The following is a 19,272-nucleotide window of genomic DNA, read 5'->3' as shown; positions in this document are numbered from 1 at the left end:
CCGCCGGCCGTCTCCCCGGTCACCGGCCCCCGATTACCGTCCCTGTGCCACCGCCCCCGCGCCACTGTCCACCGGCCCGCCGCCGGGACCGCCGCCCGGCCCGTCCACCGCGCCGCGCCCCTCGCGTCGTCCGCCCCGTACCTTCCGGCCGCCGCCTCGGGTCCACCCGACGGCGCCCGCCACGAGGACCACCAAGGCGAGCACCTCGGAACCCGCCCCCGCCCACGGCAGGGCGCCCAGCCGGCCCGTGCCCGCGAGGAGGCCGCCGAGGGCGCCGGCCAGCGTCTGGCCCAGGTAGACCGCGCTGTTGTTCAACGCGAGGAGCATGCCGCCGTGTTCGCCCCCGATGGTGAGGAGGCGGTGCTGGACGAGCGGGAAGCAGGACCAGTGGACGAAGCCCCAGAGGGTGAGGACGGCCGCCGTGCCCGCCGTGGAGCGCAGCGCGGGGGTCAGCGCCGCCAGGACGACGGCGAGCAGAGCCAGCGCGCCGGCGAGCCCCCGGCGGGGGTCCACGCGGTCCGCGAGCCGCCCGCCGGCCAGTACGCCGGTGAAGCTGCCGACGCCGAAGAGGAGCAGGAGCCAGGGCCGTGCCGCGGTTCCGACGTGCCCCGACCGGTCGAGCAGTGCGCCCAGATAGGTGTAGACGACGAACGTCCCCACCGTCCAGCACACCGTCGTGAGCAGGGCCGAGGGTGCCCGGCGGACCCGGAGGGCGGCGGCCCTCCGCCGCGCGCCCGTTCCGCCCGGGCCCGGCACCGGCGGCAGGCAGGAACGGAGCCCGGCCAGCGTGACGAGGGACAGCAGGACGACGAACCCGAACGCCCAGCGCCAGGACGAGGACCGGCCGATCAGGCCGCCGAGCGGAACGCCGAGGGCGATCGCCGTGGTCATGCCCGCGTAGACGACGGACAGGGCGCGCCCCCGCCGCTCGGGGGCGGTGATCCCGGCCGCGAGGGCCGAGGCGGTCGAGGAGTACAGCGCCGCGCCGGCGCCCGCGACGACCCGGCCGAGCAACAGGACCGGATAGGAGGGCGCGAGGGCCGACAGGGCGTTCCCCGCCGCGAACACGACCAGCACCGTGGCCAGCAGCGGGCGGCGGCCGACGGACGAGGTGAGGCCCGCCAGGACCGGCGCGGCGATCGCGTACGTCAGCGCGAACACCGTCACCGTCTGGCCGGCCGCCGCCGTGGACAGCCCCAGGTCGCCGGCGATCGAGGGCAGCAGGTCCGCGACGATGAACAGGTCCGTCCCGATGGCGAACATGCCCAGGGCGAGCAGCAGGATTCCGCCCCGGCCCCCGCCCCTGCCGTCCGACGTCCGTTCCGGCACCGTGCCGTCCGCCATCGCGCCCACCCCTTTTCCCGCGCGCACCGTAGTAACCGGTCATATGGTTACTGCCTTCGAGATCGGTAACCTAACATGGGGTTATGAGTGCGGAGCAAGAGCGTCAGGACCCCGACTGGGTCTGGTACGGCACCCGGGTCAGCGTCGACTTCGTCAACACCCGGCGGGACCGCTGGGCGGGCGGCCGGGAGCTGTTGCGGCGGCCCGCCGACCTGACGGCGTGGTTCGAGGCGGCCGCGATCGGCCCCGCCTGCATCCCGGTCGACGAACCGCTGCTGGCGCAGGCCGTCGAGCTGCGCGAGGCCGTCGACGCCGGGCTCCTCGCGATCGTCGAGGGAACGCCCTTCCCCGCCGACGCCCAGCGGATCCTCAACGTGTGGCTCGCCCGCGCCGCCGAGAACCCGCCGCGCCTCGACGTACGCGACGGCGTCCCGGTGCTGACGGCCGGTGTCCCGCCGGTGGACGGGCGCGGCGCGCTGAGCCGGATCGCCGTGGACGCGGCCGAGATCCTCGGCGGCGCGGACCGCGACCGGCTGCGGGTGTGCGCGGGCGAGCGGTGCAGCGCCCGGTTCTTCGACAACTCGGCGGGATGCAGGCGGCGTTGGTGCTCCATGGCGGCCTGCGGCAACCGCGCCAAGGCCGCCCAGCACCGCCGGGCCCGCGCCTGAGGCCCGACCGGATCCGGCCGGCGCGGGCGTACGCGACCGTCGGCGGCCGGCAGGCATGACAAGGGGCGCGCCGCTTCCGCGCGGCACGCCCCTCCACCGACTACGGTCGGGTCACCGCTGGTGGACCCGCACCACCCGCAGCCCCGGCGACGCCAGGATGTCCTTCTCGCAGAACCGGCCGCTGATCATGCGGCCCTTCGAGAACAGCTCCGTCTGGTCGCTGAAATGGGCCGACGACGCGTCGTCCGACTGGGAGTACGCCAGCAGCGTCCGGGCCGTCACCGGGCAGGAACCGCCGCCGAAGCCCACCGCCTGGACGTAGCTGGTGCCCATCGCCACCTCGGGATAGCCGCCGCCGGGGCCGTTCCACCGCGACTCGACCTTGTTCCAGGCGCCCAGCACCTCCGTGCCGCCCGGGACCGGGATCCGCTTCCCGTTCCGCACGACGAACTGGTGTTCACCCAGCGGCGCGTCGAGCGCGATGCCCGCCGACCGCAGGTCGGTCACGGCCGCGGCCAGGGCGCGCGCGAAGCCCGGCTCGGCGGTGTTCAGCGTGTTCGGCGTGGTCACCGGCTTCCGGGCGTCGAACGGCACTCGCCACAGCCGGTCCGCCGGCACCTCGCGGACCAGCGCGCGGGCGAAGCGGTCGAAGAGCAGCGCGCCCTTGCTGCCGTTGGTCAGCTTGCGGTCCCAGCGGGCCAGGACGCCGCACGCCCCCGACACGTCGACCGGCCGCCCGTCCCGGCCCTTCGCCGTGCCGCCGGGCAGCTTCGCGCAGGCCGCCGCCGCGTCCGCCGCCGCCAGGTCACCGGTGGGCGCCCGCTCGGCGAACTGCTGCCGCTCCAGGTCCTGCACGGTCAGCCGGCCGCGCTTCGCCATGGCGGCCACGTCCTCCAGCCCGCCGCGCGTCCGGAGCGACCGCTCGGTCGCGACGTCGCCGAAGATCCGCGGGTAACCGGTGAGCGGCCGGTCCGCGTTGGCCAGCCAGGCACTGTCGTTGGAGTTCTCGGCGTACGGCGCGTCGACCAGGGTGGGCATCGCCGAGGGTCCGAAGATCCCCGGCTGCAGGGCGTCCCGGTCCTTGCCGAGCGCGCAGGCGCCGCGCGAGCCGTCGAGCACCGCGAGCCCCGACGCGGGGTACGTCTGCCGGCCGAGGGCCGTGCCGCAGCTCCGCTGGACCGCGTCGGTGACGCGCGGCAGCACCTGCGACTGCGTGTAGAGGCTGTGTCCCCCGGAATCGGCCGCGATGGTGTTCACCCACGGCAGCCCCTGGGTGCGCCGCAGCGCTTCCCGGACGCCCTTGACGTCACGTGCCTTGCTCAGGCCCAGCGAGCTGTCGACGAAGCGCAGTTGAGCGGCGTTGGGATCCGCGAGGGCATAGGCCGACCCCGCCGTCCACGGCAGCGGCAGCTCGGCGCCGACCCCGACGACGACGGGCCCGTACCGCGTCCACCACTGGCTGCGGGTGACGTCGGCGAGCCGGCCGTCCTTGCCGCGGACCGCCACGGTGACCTTGCGCTCCGTCATCCGCTCCGGTCTGCCGTCCACCAGGTAGGAGCGCGGGTCACCGGGGACGGGCTTCAGTTCGTACAGGTTCATGGGCACGCCCGTGGCGACGGTGTGGCTCCAGGCCACGGACGCGTTGTGCCCGATCTGGACGGCGGGGGAGCCGAGCAGGGAGGCGCCCGCGACGTTCAGTTCGCCGGGGATGGTCTGCTGCGACTGCCAGAAGCGGCGGCCGCCGTGCCACGGATAGTGCGGGTTGCCGAGCAGCAGGCCGCGCCGGTTCGCCGTGGTGGCGCCCGAGAACGCGACGGCGTTGGACCCCATCCCCTGGTCGTGGCGGGCGGCGAAGTACGAACGGACCGCGGCCGCCGGGTCGGCGGCACCCGACGGGCCCTTCCCGGTGGCGGCCAATGGGCTCTTCCCGGCGGCGGCCGCGGCGGGGGACGGGGGCCGGGCCCCGGTGATGGCGTCCGCCAGCGCGCCCTGGCCGCCGAGCACGATCAGCGCGTAGCCGCGCCGGGCGACGTCCGTGGCGGTGACCGGGCGCACCCACTCCTTGCCCCGGCAGGCCGGGTCCGTGATCTTGTTCTTCCGCAGCCAGGCGTTGTAACCGGCCGCCCAGCCGCGCATCAGCTCCTTGGCCTGCCGCGAGGGGCCCTCGGGTGCCGGCCGGTCGAGCAGCTTCTCGACGGTCCGGGCATCGCGGACGCCACGGAAGTACAGGTCGCTGGAGAGGTTGGTGGCGGCGTCGGACAAGGACCGGTCGGGGGCCGCGTCCGGACCGAAGTACCGGGCGCGCTCCCCGCGCAGGGTGACGAAGCCGTCGGCCAGCGTGCAGACCGCGTCGGCCGCCTGGGCCCAGCCGTTGCCGAACCCGAGGTTCGCGTAGTCGTCGGCGACGATGTGGGGTATGCCGTACTCGGTGTAGCGGATCACCGCCGAGAGCCCGTCGGCGGCCGGCCGGTCGCCGCGGCCGGCGGCCCCCGGTGCCGCCGCGGCCGGCAGGGCCCCGGCACCGGTCAGCAGAGCGAGCCCGCCGACGGCCAGGGCGCGGAACGAGTGACGTAAGCGCAAGATGACTCCCATCGTTGAGGGACGTCTCAAGAGACTCCCACGATGGGGGTGATGGTTGAGGTGACGGTACGGGTCGCCGATACCGGCACCCGTCAGGGTTCATGAGCGCTCGTCGACGACGCGCCGGATCTTGCCCACCGACCGCTCCAGCGTCTCCGGCGGCACGATCTCGACGGTCGCCGAGACGCCCACGTCGTCCTTCACCCGCCGGGCGATCGTGTCGGCCGCCGCCGCGCGCTGCTCCGGCGTCGCCCCCGGGCGGGCCTCGGCGCGGACGGTCAGCCGGTCCAGCCGGCCCTCCCGGGTGAGGCGCAGCTGGAAGTGGGGCGCGACACCCGGGACTTGGAGCAGGACCGCCTCGATCTGCCCGGGGAACAGGTTCACCCCCCGGACGATGAGAAGGTCGTCGCTGCGGCCGGCGATCCGCTCCATCCGGCGGAAGACGCGGGCGGTGCCGGGGAGCAGCCGGGTGAGGTCGCGGGTGCGGTACCGCACGACCGGCATGGCCTCCCTGGTGAGCGAGGTGAGGACGAGCTCTCCGTGCTCCCCGTCCGGCAGCGCCTCGCCCGTGAGCGGATCGACGATCTCCGGATAGAAGTGGTCCTCCCACAGGTGCGGACCGTCCTTGGTCTCCACGCACTCCTGGGCCACGCCGGGACCCATCACCTCGGACAGGCCGTATATGTCGACGGCGTCGACGCCGCACCGCCCCTCGATCTCCCGGCGCATCTCGTCCGTCCAGGGCTCGGCGCCGAAGATGCCGACGCGCAGGGCGGTGGAGCGCGGGTCGACGCCCTGGCGCTCGAACTCGTCGAGCAGGGTGAGCATGTACGAGGGGGTCACCATGATCACGTCGGGCCGGAGGTCCCGGAGGAGGCGGACCTGGCGGGCCGTCATGCCGCCGGACGCCGGGATCACCGTGCAGCCCAGCCGCTCGGCCCCGTAGTGCGCGCCCAGACCGCCGGTGAACAGCCCGTATCCGTACGCCACATGCACCGTGTCGCCGGGCCGGGCGCCCGCGGCGCGGAGACTGCGGGCGACGAGGTCGGCCCAGGTGGCGAGGTCGCGCTCGGTGTAGCCGACGACGGTGGGTTCGCCCGTGGTGCCGCTGGAGGCGTGGACGCGCCGGATCCGCTCCCGCTCGACGGCGAACATGCCGTACGGGTAGTGGGCGCGCAGGTCGGCCTTGGTGGTGAAGGGGAAGCGGGGGAGGTCGGCGGGCGTACGGCAGTCCTCCGGGCGCACCCCGGCCTCGTCGAACGCCCGGCGGTAGAAGGCGACATGGTCGTAGGCGTGCCGCAAGGTGGCCCGGAGCCGCTCCTGTTGCAGTGCCGTCAGTTCGTCGCGCGACAGGCGCTCGCCCGCGTCGAGTGCCGCGGCTGCCGTCATGACGCCCACCCCCGCTGTGCCGACCGATCATTCGGTAGTTTCTCTTCCGGCAAAAGAATCAGCCACCGCCCCCGGGCGTCAAGAGGGTGGGGCGCGGTTACCCTCACCCGTATGAGCGATCTTGCGTCGGTGGTGGTCAACGGGGTCCGGCTCGCCTACCGCGCCCACGGCCCCGAGGGGGCCCCGCCCGTCGTCCTGCTGCACTGCCTCGGCGCGAACGGCGGCGACTGGGCGGCCGAGACCGAGTGGCTCGCCGCCGCCCACCGGGTCTACGCCGTCGACCTCCGCGGCCACGGCGCCAGTGAGCACACCGGCGACTACGCCCTCCCCGCCCTGCGCGACGACGTCCTCGGCCTCCTCGACTCCCTCGGCCTGGAGCGCGTCACGCTGATCGGGCACTCCCTCGGCGGGGTCGTCGCCCAACTCGTGGCCCAGGAGCGCCCGTCCGCGATCGCACGGCTGGTCCTGGAGGAGGCGCCGGCGCTGCTTCCCGCCGACCCGCCGGCCGTCGTCCCGCCGCGCCCGGACGGGCCACTCGGTTTCGACTGGGCCGTCAAGATCCAGTTCACCCGGCAGCGCAACGCCCCCGACCCCGGCTGGACCGAACGCCTCGCGGAGATCACCGCCCCCACGCTCGTCGTCACCGGCGGCACCGGCGGTTATCTGCCCCCGCACCTCTTCACCGAACTGCTCGAACGCCTCCCGGACGGGCGGCCGGCCGTGCTGGAGGGCGCCGGGCACCTCGTCCACACCGAACAGCCCGCCGCGTTCCGGGCCGTGGTCGAGCGGTTCCTCGCCGAGACCGCCGACCGGGCCTAACCGCGATCTGTCCCGGAGGCCGCACGCTCGCTAGGGTGGCCGGACGGGACACCGCGCAACCGGGAGGGGAACGGCACGTGGCGAAGAGCGCGACCGAGTACCTGGCGGACGACGGGCGACAGCGGCTCGACCTGGCCAACGCCACCTGGCAGACGGGCGTTCCAGGCACGGGGGACGTCCAGGTCGGCTTCATCGACGGCTACGTCGCCCTGCGCGACCGGCGCACCCCCGAGGTCCCCGCCGTGATCTTCTCCCCGGAGGAGTGGCGCGCCTTCGTGGACCTCGCCAGGGAGGGCGAGTTCGACCTCACATAGCCGCACGGGCCGCCAGGACGGCGCGGCGCCCCGCCCGCGGTCGTCAGGTGAGCACCACGCAGCCCCGCCCGGCCAGCGCGTCGAGCAGCCGCGGTGCCGGGTCGAGCGGGTTCCAGCGCAGGTCCAGCTTCTCCAGCGACGGGAGCTCGGCCAGCCAGCCGGGCAGCGAGGACAGCCGGTTGGAGCGCAGGTCGAGGCGGCGCAGCGCGGGCAGCCCGCGCAGCGCGCCCGGCACGGTGGCGAACTCGTTCTCGCGGAGCTCCAGTTCCCGCAGGTCGCCCAGGTCCGCCACCGAACCGGGCAGCTCGGCCAGCGTGTTGCCGCGCAGCCACAGCTCGCGCAGCGCCCCGAGCCGGCCCACGCTCTCCGGCAGCCGGGGCAGCCGGTTGTGCTGGGCGCGCAGCTCCACCAGGTCGGTCATCCCGCCGATGTCCTCCGGCAGTTCCGTCAGCCGGTTGCCGCCCACGTTGAGGTAGCGCACCCGGGACAGTCGGCCCAGCGAGGCGGGCAGCGCGGTGAGCGCGTTGTCGTGCAGGTAGAGACAGCCGTCGAGGGCGGTCAGCGCCCCCAGTTCCGCCGGCAGCGAGGTCAGGGCGTTGTGTCCGAGGTCGAGGGTGCGCAGACCGGTCAGCAGGCCGATCCGGGCCGGCAGCTCCGTCAGCCGGTTGTCGGCGAGGATCAGCGTCCGGAGTCCCTCCGTCCGCCAGACCTCCTCCGGAACGTACCCGAGCCCACGCCGCCAGTAGTCGAGCGTGCCGTCCCGCATCGCCGGCTCCCTCCCCGAACCTCCCCGGACCGCCCCGGCGGACCCGGGGCGCGGCGACGGTACCAGCGGGCCGCTCGCTCCGGCGGGCCGGGGTTCCCCCGGGGGCGCCGCCCGTCACCGGGCACGTACGATGTGGGCATGTCCTTCCTCCGCCGCCGCAGCGCCGCCACCCCCACGGGGCCGGACTTCGACGTCCTCGCCATGGACCCCGGTGACTGGCCGGGCGACCTCGGGGCCGGGCTGCTGCCCGCGCCCGACGGCAGCTGCCAGGGCGTCTTCCTCCGCTACGACCTGTTCGGCGGGCGCGGCCCGGCGATGATCATCGGCAATCTGCCGGAAGGCTCCCCGGCCCGGGAGCTGGAGGAGGGCCAGGTGCCCTTCGAGGTGGCGCAGCTGCTGGCCGCGCTCGGCAACGACGAGCCGGTCACGGTGGTCGAGACCGAGGACACCCCGGTCATGCACGAGGACAACCTGCTGATCGTGCGCCGCCTGAAGTGCTCGGAGAGCCGCGTCTCCTGCACCCAGTTCGACCGCAGCGACGGCGTCCTCGTCACCATCGCCAGCTGGGACCGCCCGATCACCGACGACCTCTACCAGCTGCTCAAGCCGCTCCCCGCGGAGATGTTCCAGGCGGGCTGAGACCCGCCCGGCACCGCGCGTGCTCCCCGGACCGGCCCGCCCGCCGGGCCCGGGGAGCACGCGCGTCCGCTAGCGGTTCGACGAACGCACCGTCACGTCGGCCGCCCGGACGAAGGCCACCCGGTGGCCGAACTGGATCTCGTAGTACACGTCCTTCCCCCGCACCACCACGTGCTTCGCGGGGTCGAAGTCCTTGGCGTACAGGTACTCCGCGGCGCTCGTCCCGCCCAGCACGTACGCCTGCCCGGCGGACAGCTTGTACGGCAGCGGGGTCACGGCCTGCACCGGCACCCCCGCCGGATACGCCTCCTTCTCCGGATACGCCCGGCCGTAGACCGGGACCTCCGCCAGCCCCTCGCGCGGCGTCACCAGCTTCCCGCGGGCCCCGACCGCCACCGGCTCCCACCACGGGTCGCGGAACCACGCCTTCTGCCCCAGGTACCACACGGCCGTCCAGCCCGGCAGCCGCCCGGCGACCGCGAACTGCTGGCCGGTCGAGGCCCGGGCCCCGGTGTCGTTGACGCCGGTGGTGGACGCGCCGCCGTCCGGCCGCAGCCCGACGTCCTTGACCAGCGGCGCGTCGTCCCGCGGCGCCACATGCAGCCGGACCGCGCCGGAACCGTGCGGCGCGCACTCCTGGCCCGGCTTCTCACAGCCGGTGTAGACCGGCTCGTTGTCGTCGTAGTCCGGGCGGATCGTCACCATGCCGCTGAACGGGCTCGCCGTCGGGTGGAAGGGCTTGCCCAGCAGCTCGAAGTAGTGGGCCCAGTCCCAGTAGGGGCCGGGGTCGGTGTGCATGCCCTTGATCGTCGACGGGACGGTGCCGGGGACGTTGTCGTGCCCGAGAACGTGCTGCCGGTCCAGCGGGATGTCCAGCTTCCGCGCCAGGTGGCGCACCAGCCGGGCCGACGTCCGGTACATCTCCTCCGTGTACCAGGCGTCCGGGCGGGCCAGGAAGCCCTCGTGCTCGATGCCCACCGACTTGGAGTTCACGTACCAGTTGCCGGCGTGCCAGGTCACGTCCTTCACCGGTACGTGCTGGGCGATATGGCCGTCGGTGGAGCGGATCGTGTAGTGCCACGACACGTACGCCGGATCCTTTATCAGCTGGAGGGTCTTCTCCCAGGTGGCCTCCGTGTCGTGGATGACGATGAAGTCCGCCTTCTGCGAGGCCGGCCGGTCCGACACGTCGTGATTGCCGTAGTCCGAGCCCTCCAGCCGCTGGTAGGGAGCGGGAATGGACTCGCAGGCGACCGTTTCGGGGCACTCGACGCCCTCGGCCGGGGGCATCGCCCGGCCCACCTGCTCGCGGTGCGGGACGAGGCGCGGCTCGGCCGCGAGGGCCACGCGCTGCCCGGTGTCGGTCGTCCGCCGGGCGCCGGTGCGGATCAGCTCGAAGACGTCGTCGGCGAAGGCGCGCGCGGTTGCCGTGTCCCGGGCGCCGGACCAGCGCGCCACCGCCCCGTACCAGTCGGCGGCGTCCCCGCCGGCCGGCCGGCCCAGCCGGCGCTGGGCGTCGGCCAGCAGGGCCGCCCCGCCGCGCACGTTCGCGGCCGGATCCGTGCGCAGGGCCTCGGGCCGGAGTCCGGTGAGACCGGCGGCCCGGTCCAGCGTGCGCAGCCGCTCAGGAAGCGCGTCGGCCGAGGGCGCCGCGCCGTGCGGGGACGGGACGCCGGCCGCGTCCCGGTGCGGCCGGGCGGCGTCGCCGCGCGCGTCCTCGCCGGTGTCGCTGTGGTGCGGACGCTCCTGGGAGTCGGCCAGGGCCGTGGCGGCGTCGGTGAGGTGCATCGGGCCGTAGCCGCCCGTCACGCTGGGCGCCCCCGCGTGGGTGTCCCAGCGCGACTGGAGGTAGGAGACGGCGAGCAGGACGCTCGACGGCACGTGGTACTCGGCCGCCGCCCGGGCGAAGTTCCGCTGGAGGGCGTCGGGGCCGCTCACGGCGGCGTCGGCGGCCGGCAGCCCCGAGACCAGCGGGAGCAGCAGGGCGGCCGACGCCAGCGCGCCGACCGCCCCGCGGGCGCGACCGCCCGCCCGGGTCTTCCGGGCTCTTCGGAGAGGTCTCTGTGGCGTGGGCTCGGGAACGGGAGCGGGAGCTCGCAAGGCAGCCTCCTCGAGGACGGGCCGTACCGTGCGCCGGAGTGGTGGCGACCCGAACCTACCAAGCGGCGGTGCCGAACAGACGATCCGTCAATCAGACTGGAACGCACGGTATAGGCACGTCAACGCCTGGGCTGCGGGAACCTCTCCGGCCCGTGGGCCGGAGGGGTGAACGCCGACACGCCGCGCCCGGGGCACGGCGTGTCGGCAGGTGCGGCGGGCCTCAGCGGGTGCCCACCGCGGCTCGTACGGCCCGTCGGGCCAGCGCGCAGTCGTCGTGCAGCCGCCGCAGCAGGAGCCGCTGCTCCTCGCCGGTGTCCGGGGCACCCGGCGGGACCGGCTCCTGCTGGGCCCGCTGGACGGCCAGCTCGTACGTCCGGATCTCGCGGGTGAGGACGAGCATCAGATTCACCAGAAAGGCGTCACGGGCCGGCGTCCCCGCGGCCTGCGCGTGCTGACTGATCTGCCGGCGGGCCAGGGGGGCGTCCCCCAGCACCGTCCACAGCGTCGCGAGGTCGTACCCCGGGAGATACCAGCCCGCCTGGCCCCAGTCGACCAGCACCGGGCCGGCGGGGGAGAGGAGCATATTGCCCAGGTGCGCGTCGCCGTGGCAGAACTGGCCCTGGACGTGCGCCAGCCCGTGCAGCAGCTTCTGCAGATCCCCCATGTCCCGGTCGGTCAGCAGGCCGAGCTCGTGATAGCGGGTGATGTGCTTGGCGTAGTCGAGCGGCATGTCGAACATGCCCACCGGCGGCTGCCAGAGGTTGACCCGGCAGACCGCGCCCAGCGCCACCCGCACGTCGGCGCGCGGCGGCGTGTCCGCCGGATGCCGCCGCAGGGCGGCCGGACGGCCCGGCATGCGCTCGACGACCAGGATGCCGTTGTCGGGGTCGGCGGCGATCAGCCGCGGCACCCGGACCGGCGGACGGTGCCGCACGAAGGTGCGGTACGCCGCTATTTCCTGCCGGAACCGCTCGGCACCCGCCGGGGAGCGGTCGAGTAAACACTTCGCCACGGCGCTGGTGCGCCCGGTGGTGCCGACCAGCAGCACGGAGCGGCCGCTCCGGCGCAGCACCTGGCTCGGGGCGAACTCCGGGCAGATGCGGTGCACCGAGGCGATCAGCGAGCGCAGCTCGGGGCCGTCGGGGCCGGACAGGTCGATTCTCCCGCCGACGGGCGGTGTGCCGAGCCCCGGGCCCCTCCGCGTCCGTCCGCCCCCGAACGCGGCTCCCACGGCATGGGAGGGGTCGAGGTACGGTCCGCCGCCCTGCGACGGGCGGATCTGCTGCGGCCGCGGGGGCCGGAGCGGAGCGGACACGGAGGCCGATGCTGCATACATGGGCGGAACGGATCCCTTCGTGTGCCGGCGAATTGCGCCGCGCCCCCGGACCGCCCCCGCAGACGCGGGGACGCTTCCGGCCCTTCCCGCCCGGAGGCCGGGAACCGGCCCGACTCGTTCCGGACCGGTCCACGGCCGTCGCGCACCCTGGGGAATGCGCGCCGGGTGGTCGGGGTGGCGCGTTCCTACATCACACCCACCGGCGGGTGGCACACCATCTGGCGGACCCTGGCGAACCCTGGCGAATAGTCGCCTGGCATCTGAGGGACCGCTACCTTCAAGTCAGCCGAGGAACCTGGGGGCTTGACGTGACGAGGGAACCCAACACCCGCCTGGCGGATCTGTTCGGACTGGCCGGATGGTCCAAGGGCGAGCTCGCGAGGCTGGTCAACCGGCAGGCGGCGGTCATGGGACATCCGCAGCTGGCGACCGACACCTCACGGGTCCGGCGCTGGATCGACATGGGGGAGTCCCCGCGCGATCCCGTGCCCCGGGTGCTGGCCGCCCTCTTCACCGAGCGCCTCGGTCGTGTCGTGACCATCGAGGACCTCGGATTCTGCCGGCGCGGGCGAGCGGGCAAGGGACAGTCGCAGGACGGACTCCCCTGGCCGCCCGAGCGGACGGCCGCGGTCCTCACCGAATTCACGGGAATGGACCTCATGCTCAACCGACGCGGCTTGGTGGGCGCGGGCGCCGCGCTCGCCGCAGGATCAGCACTCAGCGGGGCGATGCACGACTGGCTGCACTCCGATCCGGCGCTCGCCTCCGACGCTCCCCGTTTCGACGACCCCCTGCACCGCGCCTCCTACCCCGGCCACGCCGAGCAGGCGGGCTTCGACCGGTACGAGGCGGCTCCGGTGGGCTCGTCCGAGATCGACGAGCTGGAGCGCTCGGTCGACATCTTCCGCGCGTGGGACGCGGCCCGCGGCGGCGGGCTCCAGCGCAAGGCCGTGGTCGGCCAGCTCAACGAGGTGGGCGGCATGCTCGCGTACCGCCACCCCGAGCACCTCCAGCGCAGGCTCTGGGGGGTGGCGGCCAACCTGGCGGTGCTGGCCGGCTGGATGTCCCACGACGTGGGGCTGGAGCCCACCGCGCAGAAGTACTTCGTGATCGCGGCACACGCCGCCCGCGAGGGCGGCGACCGGCCCCGGGCCGGCGAGGCGCTGTCCCGGGCCGCCCGGCAGATGGTGCACCTCGGCCGCCCGGGCGACGCGCTCGACCTGATGAAGCTCGCCAAGTCCGGCTCGGGCGAGGAGGCCCTGCCGCGCACCCGGGCGATGCTCTGCACCGTCGAGGCGTGGGCGCAGGCGGCGATGGGCCGGGGCCAGGCCATGCGCCGCACCCTCGGCCAGGCCGAGGAGCTGTTCGTCGCGGACAAGGGGGACGTGCCCCCGCCGAGCTGGATGCAGATGTTCAACGAGGCGGATCTGCACGGCATGCAGGCCCTGGCGTACCGCACTCTCGCCGACCACGACCCGTCCGCCGCCGCCGTGGCGCAGCGCCACGCCCTGGAGGCCCTGCGGCTGCGCGCGGGGACCAACCAGAAGCGGTCGATCATCTTCGACTACATCTCCATGGCCTCCGCCTGCTTCATCGACGGCGACCCCGAGCAGGGCTCCGTCTACGCCCGGGAGGCGCTGGGCTCCATCGGGGAGAACTCCTCCCACCGCACCTGGGACCGGCTGCGGGAGATGTACCGGCTCACCGGGAGGTACTCCGGGTTCCCGACGATCGCCGAGCTGCGGCAGGAGATCGAGCGGGCGCTGCCCAAGGCACCGGGCGGCCGGGGCCGGACGGCCACGGCCTAGCCGTAGGAGACGGGCCGGTCGCCGCGATCGGCTGTATCGGGGAGGAGACCCGTCCGGCGCCTGCTCGCGCGGGTGGACGGGGGCAGGGCAGGAGGGATCCGGGACGGTCCGTCCGGCGGCCGAAGGCGTCAGCTGCCGACCCGGGCGACGAGCACACACGCGTCGTCCTCCCGTGCCGCTCCGCTCCACTCCTCCAGGACGGTCCGGACGCACTCCCGCGCGCTCCGTGCCGTGGCGAACCGTCCGGCCAGCCCGGGCAGCAGCCGGGCGTCTCCGTCGGCGTCCGGGCCGTGCGACGACAGGCCGCCGGTGTGCAGGACGAGTACGTCCCCGGGGAGCAGCCGCTCCTCGGCTTGGGCGTAGCCGGCCTCGGCGACCGCGCCGAGGAACACGCCCGCCGGCGCCCGCAGCGGGCGCACCCGTCCCTCGCGGAACAGCAGGGGGGCGGGATGGCCCGCGCGGGCCCAGAGCAGCGTGCGGGTCGCGGGGTCGTAGCGGCAGCAGACCGCGCTGCCGAGGGCGGGCCGGCCGGAGGCGCCGGCCAGGTGGTTGAGGCAGCCGAGCAGCGGGCCCGGCTCGGTGCCGGCCACCGCCATACCGCGGACCGCGCCCAGCAGGACGGCCGTGGCGGAGGCCGCGGCCACCCCCCGGCCGGTCAGCCCGCCCGCGCTCAGCAGGGTGCGGCCGTCCGGCAGGGGCAGGGCGTCGCACCAGTCGCCGCCGACGGCGTCGGCGTCCGTGGCGGGGAGGTGGCGGGCGGCGACGTCGAGCGTTCCGCCGGCATCGGCCCGGCCGTCCGGCGCTGGCCGTGGCGGCTCGTGCCACGGCGGCAGCACCGCCTCCTGGAACTCGGCCGCCAGCCGCCGTTCGGCCACGGCGCGCCGCCGGTGCGCGCGGAGGGAGTCGCCGGTCGCGTCCACGGCGTCCCGGCGGTGCCGGAGGGCGGTGACGTCCCGGAGCACGGCCCACATGGCGGCGGTGCAGCCGTCGTCGTCGAGGACGGGCTCGCCCGTCATGTGCAGGGTGCGGTGGGTGCCGTCGGCGTGGACGACTCGGAATTCGCCGTCGATGGGCTTGCCGTCCACCAGGCAGTCCGTGACCAGCGCGGTCAGCAGCTCCCGGTCCTCCTCGACCAGCAGGGAGGGGAACTCGTCCAGGGTGAGGGCGCCGTCCTCCGGCCGCCGGCCGAGGATCCGGAACAGTTCGCCGGACCAGGTCACCTCGTCGGTGAGGAGGTTCCATTCGGCGCTGCCCGCGGGTGCCGGGGATAACGCCGCCCGCGGCCCGGGCTCCGCCGCCGTCCCGGACGACTCGGTTCCGACGGGGGCGGCGGGGCCAGGCAGCCCTTCGCGCAGCCGGCCGAGGTGGGTGCCGAGGTCGTCGAGCTGGTGGGCGGCGAGGTCGCAGAGCGCCCGCCGCCAGCGGTCGAGCGGGTCGCCGGACAGCTCCTCACCGGCCGTCGCGCGGCGGATGGCCTCGATGCCGCCTCTCAGCCGCCGTGTCTGCGAGATCAGGGCGTCGACCGCGCCGGGGCCGGGCGGCCCGCCCGGGGCGCTGCCCGCCGGGTGCTCCGCGGGTGAGGCAGAAGAAGGGGACGGCATCAGGAACTCCGAGGTGGCGGGCGCGGCCGACGCCGGCGTGGTCCGCGAGAGCGGCCGGAAGACTGCGTGACGACTCTCGCACAGCGGGCGAGGGCCCGTAAGGCGTTTGGCCATACCCGATCCGGTGGTGACTCCGGCATATGCCTCCGGCCCGCGGGGGAAAATCGGACAGAGGCTCGGCGGAACGTCCGACTCCGGGTAGGCTGCGGGCGCTCGGTCCCCGAGTTCCCACAGTTCACCAGGCATAGCCCGGGTGGACACCGGCAAGAATGCCGGACGACGGAAATCCCGTTGCCAGCCGACCCCCCGCACCGGATGCTGACCTCATGTTCGATCCAGACATAGCGCCCAGCGGCACCCTGCTCGGCCTCCTCCAGCGAGGCCGCGGCGACGGGACCCTGCACGCCCTCGCGGCGCCGCGGGCCGAGGCCCTCGCGGCGCTGAACCAGTGCGTGCTCCGCGACCCCCGGCGCGACTGGCAGGTCGAGAACCGGTCCCTGTACTACGCGCGGCTCTATCTGGACCTCGACGGCGACCTGGCGGAGATCGAGGAGCACCTCTTCCACCCGGACGACCTGCTCGACCCCGCGGAGGAGCGCACCGGCCTGGCCCTGGCCGTCCTCGGCCACCTCGCCTCCTACGGACGCGACGACGCCCTGGCGCTGCTCCGCCGCTACGCCGCCACCGGCGGCAACTGGGGCTGGGCCCTGGACGAGCTGGCCGTGCGCGACGACGACGCCGCCCTGGCCGCCCTCGGCGAGGCCGTCGTCGCCCGCTTCCCGGAGACCCCCGAGGGCGAGGCCGCCCTGGCCGCCGCGGTGCGGGACGCCTTCGAGCCCCGCCCCTGGCGCATCTGGGCCGAGGACCCGCACGCCCCCGCCACCGCCGCCCGGGTGCGCGCCGCCCGGGAGCAAGGCTCCTTCGACCGCTGGCAGCGGCAGATGCGGCCGGCCGGCCCCCGGCCCGGCTGGAGCGTCCGCGAGGTGCTCGACTGGGCCCAGGAGGGCCTGGCCCTGCACCCGCCCCAGCAGCGCCACGTCCCCGCGACCCGCTGCCTCAACGCCGTCGCCGGCCCCGAGGACCGTCTGGAGATCATCGAGGCCGCCGCCTTCGGCCCCGAGGCCGCCCGCGCCACCGCGCTGCGCTACCTCGCCGAGCACGACGACCCGCAGGCCCTGGAGCTGATCGAGGCCGCTGCGGTGGACCCCTCCGCCGCCGTGGCGGACGCCGCCGTGACCGCCTTCGAGCGCATGCGCGGCCCCGCCGCCCTGGAGCGGGCGCGGAGCTGGGTGCACCGGGCCGACGCGCTGGGCGCCGCCGCCGCGGGCATGCTCGCCTGCCGCGGTGCCGCCTACGACGCGTCGCTGGTGCTGGGCGCCCTGCGCCGGGTCGTCCGCACCGAGGGGCCCGACGCCCCCGTGCTCTGGGATCTCGTCGACGGCGCGGGCCGACTGATGATCGGCTGTGCCGCGCCCGTGCTGCGCCACCTCTACCGCGAGACGTCCTCCTCTCACCTGCGCGGCCGGGCCGCCCGGGCCCTCGCCGCGACGGACCCCTCGTTCGCCGCGGGGTTCGCCGTCGAGTGCCTGTGGGACTGCGAGGAGACCACGCGCGAGCTCGCGGCCCGCCACGCGGCCACCGCGGACTCCCGGGTCGTCGAGCAGCTCCGCCGGCTCGCCGCCGATCCGGCCGAGGAGGCCGAGGTCCAGACGGCGGCCTGCGACCGCTTCGGACCGGACGCGACACCGGTCTGAGCGCGACCCGATCCGCGCGGAAGGGGCGCCGGTCCGCGCGGCGGGGCGCCGGTCCGGCCGGATCACCTGGGCCGGAGCGGGGGCGCTCCCGCCGCCCCGTTCCGGTGGTGATCCGTGCCCGACAGGCCCCGGCGCGCCCCTTTTGTGCGAAGCTGTGGCGAACACCCGTGTCTTCAGGAGGTATTTGATGCCCGATTCAACAGCGGGGGAGCAGGGCGGCGCCGGTACAGGCGGGGCCGCGGAGGACGACGTGAAGCGCAGGTTCCGCGAGGCGCTGGACCGCAAGCGGGGCAAGTCGGCCGAAGGGGGCGCCGGCGCCCGGACCCAGGACGGGTCGAAGATCCACGGTACGCACGGGAAGGCCGGCGGGCAGCGGTCGTTCCGCCGCAAGAGCGGCTGACGACGGGCGCACCCGCCGACGGCCGGGCGGCGCCCCGGAGCCGCCCGCGCCCCTGACGTCCGCCGAGGCCCCTCACGCCCATCGGGCTCCCGACGTCCGCCGAAGCCCCGGGGAGCCTCCGCGCCCCGGGCCCGGCCTCCCCGCGCCCGGTGCCGTCGAGCCCGGAGCGCGGGGAGGCCGGCCCGCTCCTCAGACCCGCCGCAGCACCACGACCGCGTTGTGCCCGCCGAAACCGCACGAGTTGCCGGCCACGGCGTCGACGCGGCACGGCCGCGCCTCCTTCGCCACCACGTCGAGGTCCAGTTCCGGATCGAGGCGTTCGAAGTTGGCGGTGGGCGGGATGAGCTGGTGCTCCAGCGTCAGCACACCCAGCGCCGCCTCGACGGCTCCGGCGGCCCCGAGCATGTGTCCGGTCACGCCCTTGGCGGAGGTCACCGGCGGCGGGCGGCGGCCGAACACCCGGCTGAGGGTGCGCCCCTCGATCCGGTCGTTCATCGGGGTGGACGTGCCGTGCGCGTTGACGTGTCCGATGTCCGCCGGCTCCAGCCCCGCGTCCGCGAGCGCCGCCCGGAACGCCCGCTCCAGTCCCGCTCCTTCGGGGTGCGCGGCGGCGTGGTGGAAACCGTCGGTGGAGGTGCCGTGCCCGGCCAGCAGCGCCCGCACGGGGGCACGCCGGGCGCGGGCGTCGGGGAGCCGTTCGAGGACGAGGATCCCGGCCCCTTCGGCCAGGACGAACCCGTCCCGGTCGGCGTCGAACGGACGGCTGGCCCCCGCCGGGTCGTGCAACCGCGTGGAGAGCGCCTTCATCTGCGAGAACGCCACCGATGACAGCGGATTGCAGGGCGCCTCCGCCCCGCCCGCGAGCACGATGTCGCAGCGGCCGGCCAGCAGCAGGTCCCGGGCCGTGCACAGGGCGGTCGCCCCCGAGGCGCAGGCCGTCGTCACGGCCGTGCTGGGCCCCAGGGCCCGGAGGGCGAGCCCGATCTCGCCCGCCGCCGCGTTCACCATGGCGCGGGGGACGGTCAGCGGGGAGACGCCCTCGTAGTCGGCGCGCAGGAGCTTGGCGAAGCTCCGCGCGGTCGTCTCCTTGCTCTCCGTCCCCACGCCCACGACGACGCCGACGCGCGCGCCGTCCCATGTCGCCGGATCCAGGCCCGCGTCAACCACCGCCTCCCACGCGGCGGTGAGCGCGAGGTGGGCGAAGCGGTCCATGCGCCAGGCCTGGCGGCCGGCCACGGCCCGGACGTCGTAGGCGGGGACCCGGCAGCTCAGCGGCACCGGCACCCCCGCGAGCTCGGGGTCGACGGCGGCGGTCGGTTCCCCCGAGCACACCCGCCGCCAGGTCGCCTCGGTGCCCACACCGGCGGGCGTGACCAGCCCCAGGCCGGTGACCGCGATGCCGTCGGCGCTCACGCGGACGGGCCCGGGGACCCGACGGCCGACTCGGGCGCCCGCTGGGCCGCCTCCACCACGGCCACCGCCTCGGCGAACGTGGTGCGCAGGGACAGCGCGTCCTCATCGGACGGGATCCGCAGCCCCAGGTCGTCCTTGAGCACGCACATCATCTCCACCAGGGCGAGCGAGTCCATGCCGAGGTCGTCCATCGTGCTCTCGGGGCGGATGTCCTCCGCCGGGATGTCGAAGTGCCGGCCCATGCAGGATTTGATGGGCTCGTACAGAGACGTCATGCCTGTTCCTCACTGCCGAAGGGCCCGGGGCCGAGGGGAGGGGCGCCGGGCCCTTCGGCAGTGAGG

Annotated in this window: 16 protein-coding genes; 7 read left to right on the top strand and 9 right to left on the bottom strand. The window is 75.2% G+C overall.

Going from position 1 to position 19,272, the window contains the following annotated elements; all coding sequences use genetic code 11:
* Positions 1 to 33 precede the first annotated feature (33 nt).
* Complete coding sequence (locus ACSNOK_RS16690) at positions 34 to 1,344, bottom strand: MFS transporter (RefSeq protein WP_436781475.1); 1,311 nt, start codon at positions 1,342 to 1,344, stop codon at positions 34 to 36.
* 83 nt (positions 1,345 to 1,427) lie between these two features.
* Between ACSNOK_RS16690 and ACSNOK_RS16685 the strand changes: the two genes are divergently transcribed.
* Entirely contained in the window at positions 1,428 to 2,012 is a 585-nt protein-coding gene (locus tag ACSNOK_RS16685) for a CGNR zinc finger domain-containing protein (protein ID WP_436781474.1), read from the top strand.
* Between the two features lie 111 nt (positions 2,013 to 2,123).
* Here the strand turns inward: ACSNOK_RS16685 and ACSNOK_RS16680 are convergent, their stop codons facing one another.
* On the bottom strand, positions 2,124 to 4,592 hold the full coding sequence (locus tag ACSNOK_RS16680) for a penicillin acylase family protein (RefSeq protein ID WP_436781473.1): 2,469 nt from the start codon (positions 4,590 to 4,592) through the stop codon (positions 2,124 to 2,126).
* 99 nt (positions 4,593 to 4,691) lie between these two features.
* Positions 4,692 to 5,981 (bottom strand): phenylacetate--CoA ligase PaaK, encoded by a 1,290-nt coding sequence (gene paaK / locus ACSNOK_RS16675; RefSeq protein ID WP_436781472.1) that lies wholly within the window; start codon positions 5,979 to 5,981, stop codon positions 4,692 to 4,694.
* A gap of 111 nt (positions 5,982 to 6,092) precedes the next feature.
* Here paaK and ACSNOK_RS16670 point away from each other — a divergent pair, with 111 nt between their 5' ends.
* On the top strand, positions 6,093 to 6,800 hold the full coding sequence (locus ACSNOK_RS16670; protein ID WP_436781471.1) for an alpha/beta fold hydrolase: 708 nt from the start codon (positions 6,093 to 6,095) through the stop codon (positions 6,798 to 6,800).
* 77 nt (positions 6,801 to 6,877) lie between these two features.
* Positions 6,878 to 7,114, top strand: a complete 237-nt coding sequence (locus ACSNOK_RS16665; RefSeq protein ID WP_436781470.1) for a DUF397 domain-containing protein — start codon at positions 6,878 to 6,880, stop codon at positions 7,112 to 7,114.
* A gap of 43 nt (positions 7,115 to 7,157) precedes the next feature.
* Here ACSNOK_RS16665 and ACSNOK_RS16660 read toward each other — a convergent pair whose 3' ends face one another.
* Positions 7,158 to 7,880 carry a leucine-rich repeat domain-containing protein gene (locus ACSNOK_RS16660; protein WP_436781469.1) on the bottom strand — a complete coding sequence of 241 codons (723 nt, stop codon included), beginning with the start codon at positions 7,878 to 7,880 and terminating at the stop codon, positions 7,158 to 7,160.
* 138 nt (positions 7,881 to 8,018) lie between these two features.
* On the opposite strand from ACSNOK_RS16660, the gene ACSNOK_RS16655 reads away from it, so the two are divergent.
* Positions 8,019 to 8,519: a hypothetical protein gene (locus ACSNOK_RS16655; RefSeq protein WP_436781468.1), complete on the top strand. Its 501-nt coding sequence runs from the start codon at positions 8,019 to 8,021 to the stop codon at positions 8,517 to 8,519.
* A gap of 69 nt (positions 8,520 to 8,588) precedes the next feature.
* On the opposite strand, the gene ACSNOK_RS16650 is transcribed toward ACSNOK_RS16655, so the two are convergent.
* Together ACSNOK_RS16650 and ACSNOK_RS16645 are read right to left on the bottom strand one after the other, a co-directional pair.
* Positions 8,589 to 10,619, bottom strand: a complete 2,031-nt coding sequence (locus tag ACSNOK_RS16650) for an N-acetylmuramoyl-L-alanine amidase (RefSeq protein WP_436781467.1) — start codon at positions 10,617 to 10,619, stop codon at positions 8,589 to 8,591.
* 220 nt (positions 10,620 to 10,839) lie between these two features.
* Positions 10,840 to 11,955 (bottom strand): aminoglycoside phosphotransferase family protein, encoded by a 1,116-nt coding sequence (locus ACSNOK_RS16645; RefSeq protein ID WP_436781466.1) that lies wholly within the window; start codon positions 11,953 to 11,955, stop codon positions 10,840 to 10,842.
* 308 nt (positions 11,956 to 12,263) lie between these two features.
* On the opposite strand from ACSNOK_RS16645, the gene ACSNOK_RS16640 reads away from it, so the two are divergent.
* A complete protein-coding gene (locus ACSNOK_RS16640; RefSeq protein ID WP_436781465.1) occupies positions 12,264 to 13,763 on the top strand; it encodes a DNA-binding protein NsdB in 1,500 nt (499 codons plus the stop codon).
* A gap of 128 nt (positions 13,764 to 13,891) precedes the next feature.
* Here the strand turns inward: ACSNOK_RS16640 and ACSNOK_RS16635 are convergent, their stop codons facing one another.
* Positions 13,892 to 15,364, bottom strand: coding sequence for a PP2C family protein-serine/threonine phosphatase (locus tag ACSNOK_RS16635; protein WP_436781464.1), 1,473 nt, complete (start codon positions 15,362 to 15,364; stop codon positions 13,892 to 13,894).
* Between the two features lie 326 nt (positions 15,365 to 15,690).
* On the opposite strand from ACSNOK_RS16635, the gene ACSNOK_RS16630 reads away from it, so the two are divergent.
* Together ACSNOK_RS16630 and ACSNOK_RS16625 are read left to right on the top strand one after the other, a co-directional pair.
* Positions 15,691 to 17,118, top strand: coding sequence for a HEAT repeat domain-containing protein (locus tag ACSNOK_RS16630; protein WP_436781463.1), 1,428 nt, complete (start codon positions 15,691 to 15,693; stop codon positions 17,116 to 17,118).
* 187 nt (positions 17,119 to 17,305) lie between these two features.
* A complete protein-coding gene (locus tag ACSNOK_RS16625; protein ID WP_436781462.1) occupies positions 17,306 to 17,518 on the top strand; it encodes a DUF5302 domain-containing protein in 213 nt (70 codons plus the stop codon).
* Positions 17,519 to 17,707: 189 nt separating this feature from the next.
* On the opposite strand, the gene ACSNOK_RS16620 is transcribed toward ACSNOK_RS16625, so the two are convergent.
* The gene (locus ACSNOK_RS16620; RefSeq protein WP_436781461.1) at positions 17,708 to 18,931 is read right to left on the bottom strand and encodes a beta-ketoacyl-[acyl-carrier-protein] synthase family protein; all 1,224 of its coding nucleotides are present in this window, start codon (positions 18,929 to 18,931) and stop codon (positions 17,708 to 17,710) included.
* Positions 18,928 to 19,206: an acyl carrier protein gene (locus tag ACSNOK_RS16615; RefSeq protein WP_436781460.1), complete on the bottom strand. Its 279-nt coding sequence runs from the start codon at positions 19,204 to 19,206 to the stop codon at positions 18,928 to 18,930. The genes ACSNOK_RS16620 and ACSNOK_RS16615 overlap by 4 nt, the downstream gene beginning before the upstream one ends.
* Positions 19,207 to 19,272 lie beyond the last annotated feature (66 nt).

The organism is Streptomyces sp. URMC 126 (assembly GCF_051386555.1).
GTDB lineage: Bacteria > Actinomycetota > Actinomycetes > Streptomycetales > Streptomycetaceae > Streptomyces.
Note: the sequence above shows the minus strand (reverse complement) of the source record. Positions and strands in the feature narration are given on the sequence as shown.

What these genes read in the sequence shown, in the direction of transcription:
- ACSNOK_RS16690 (WP_436781475.1), bottom strand. Translation starts at nt 1,344, where the DNA reads ATGGCGGACGGCACGGTGCCGGAACGGACGTCGGACGGCAGGGGCGGG.
- ACSNOK_RS16685 (WP_436781474.1), top strand. Translation starts at nt 1,428, where the DNA reads ATGAGTGCGGAGCAAGAGCGTCAGGACCCCGACTGGGTCTGGTACGGC.
- paaK (WP_436781472.1), bottom strand. Translation starts at nt 5,981, where the DNA reads ATGACGGCAGCCGCGGCACTCGACGCGGGCGAGCGCCTGTCGCGCGAC.
- ACSNOK_RS16670 (WP_436781471.1), top strand. Translation starts at nt 6,093, where the DNA reads ATGAGCGATCTTGCGTCGGTGGTGGTCAACGGGGTCCGGCTCGCCTAC.
- ACSNOK_RS16660 (WP_436781469.1), bottom strand. Translation starts at nt 7,880, where the DNA reads ATGCGGGACGGCACGCTCGACTACTGGCGGCGTGGGCTCGGGTACGTT.
- ACSNOK_RS16655 (WP_436781468.1), top strand. Translation starts at nt 8,019, where the DNA reads ATGTCCTTCCTCCGCCGCCGCAGCGCCGCCACCCCCACGGGGCCGGAC.
- ACSNOK_RS16645 (WP_436781466.1), bottom strand. Translation starts at nt 11,955, where the DNA reads ATGTATGCAGCATCGGCCTCCGTGTCCGCTCCGCTCCGGCCCCCGCGG.
- ACSNOK_RS16635 (WP_436781464.1), bottom strand. Translation starts at nt 15,364, where the DNA reads ATGCCGTCCCCTTCTTCTGCCTCACCCGCGGAGCACCCGGCGGGCAGC.
- ACSNOK_RS16630 (WP_436781463.1), top strand. Translation starts at nt 15,691, where the DNA reads ATGTTCGATCCAGACATAGCGCCCAGCGGCACCCTGCTCGGCCTCCTC.
- ACSNOK_RS16625 (WP_436781462.1), top strand. Translation starts at nt 17,306, where the DNA reads ATGCCCGATTCAACAGCGGGGGAGCAGGGCGGCGCCGGTACAGGCGGG.
- ACSNOK_RS16615 (WP_436781460.1), bottom strand. Translation starts at nt 19,206, where the DNA reads ATGACGTCTCTGTACGAGCCCATCAAATCCTGCATGGGCCGGCACTTC.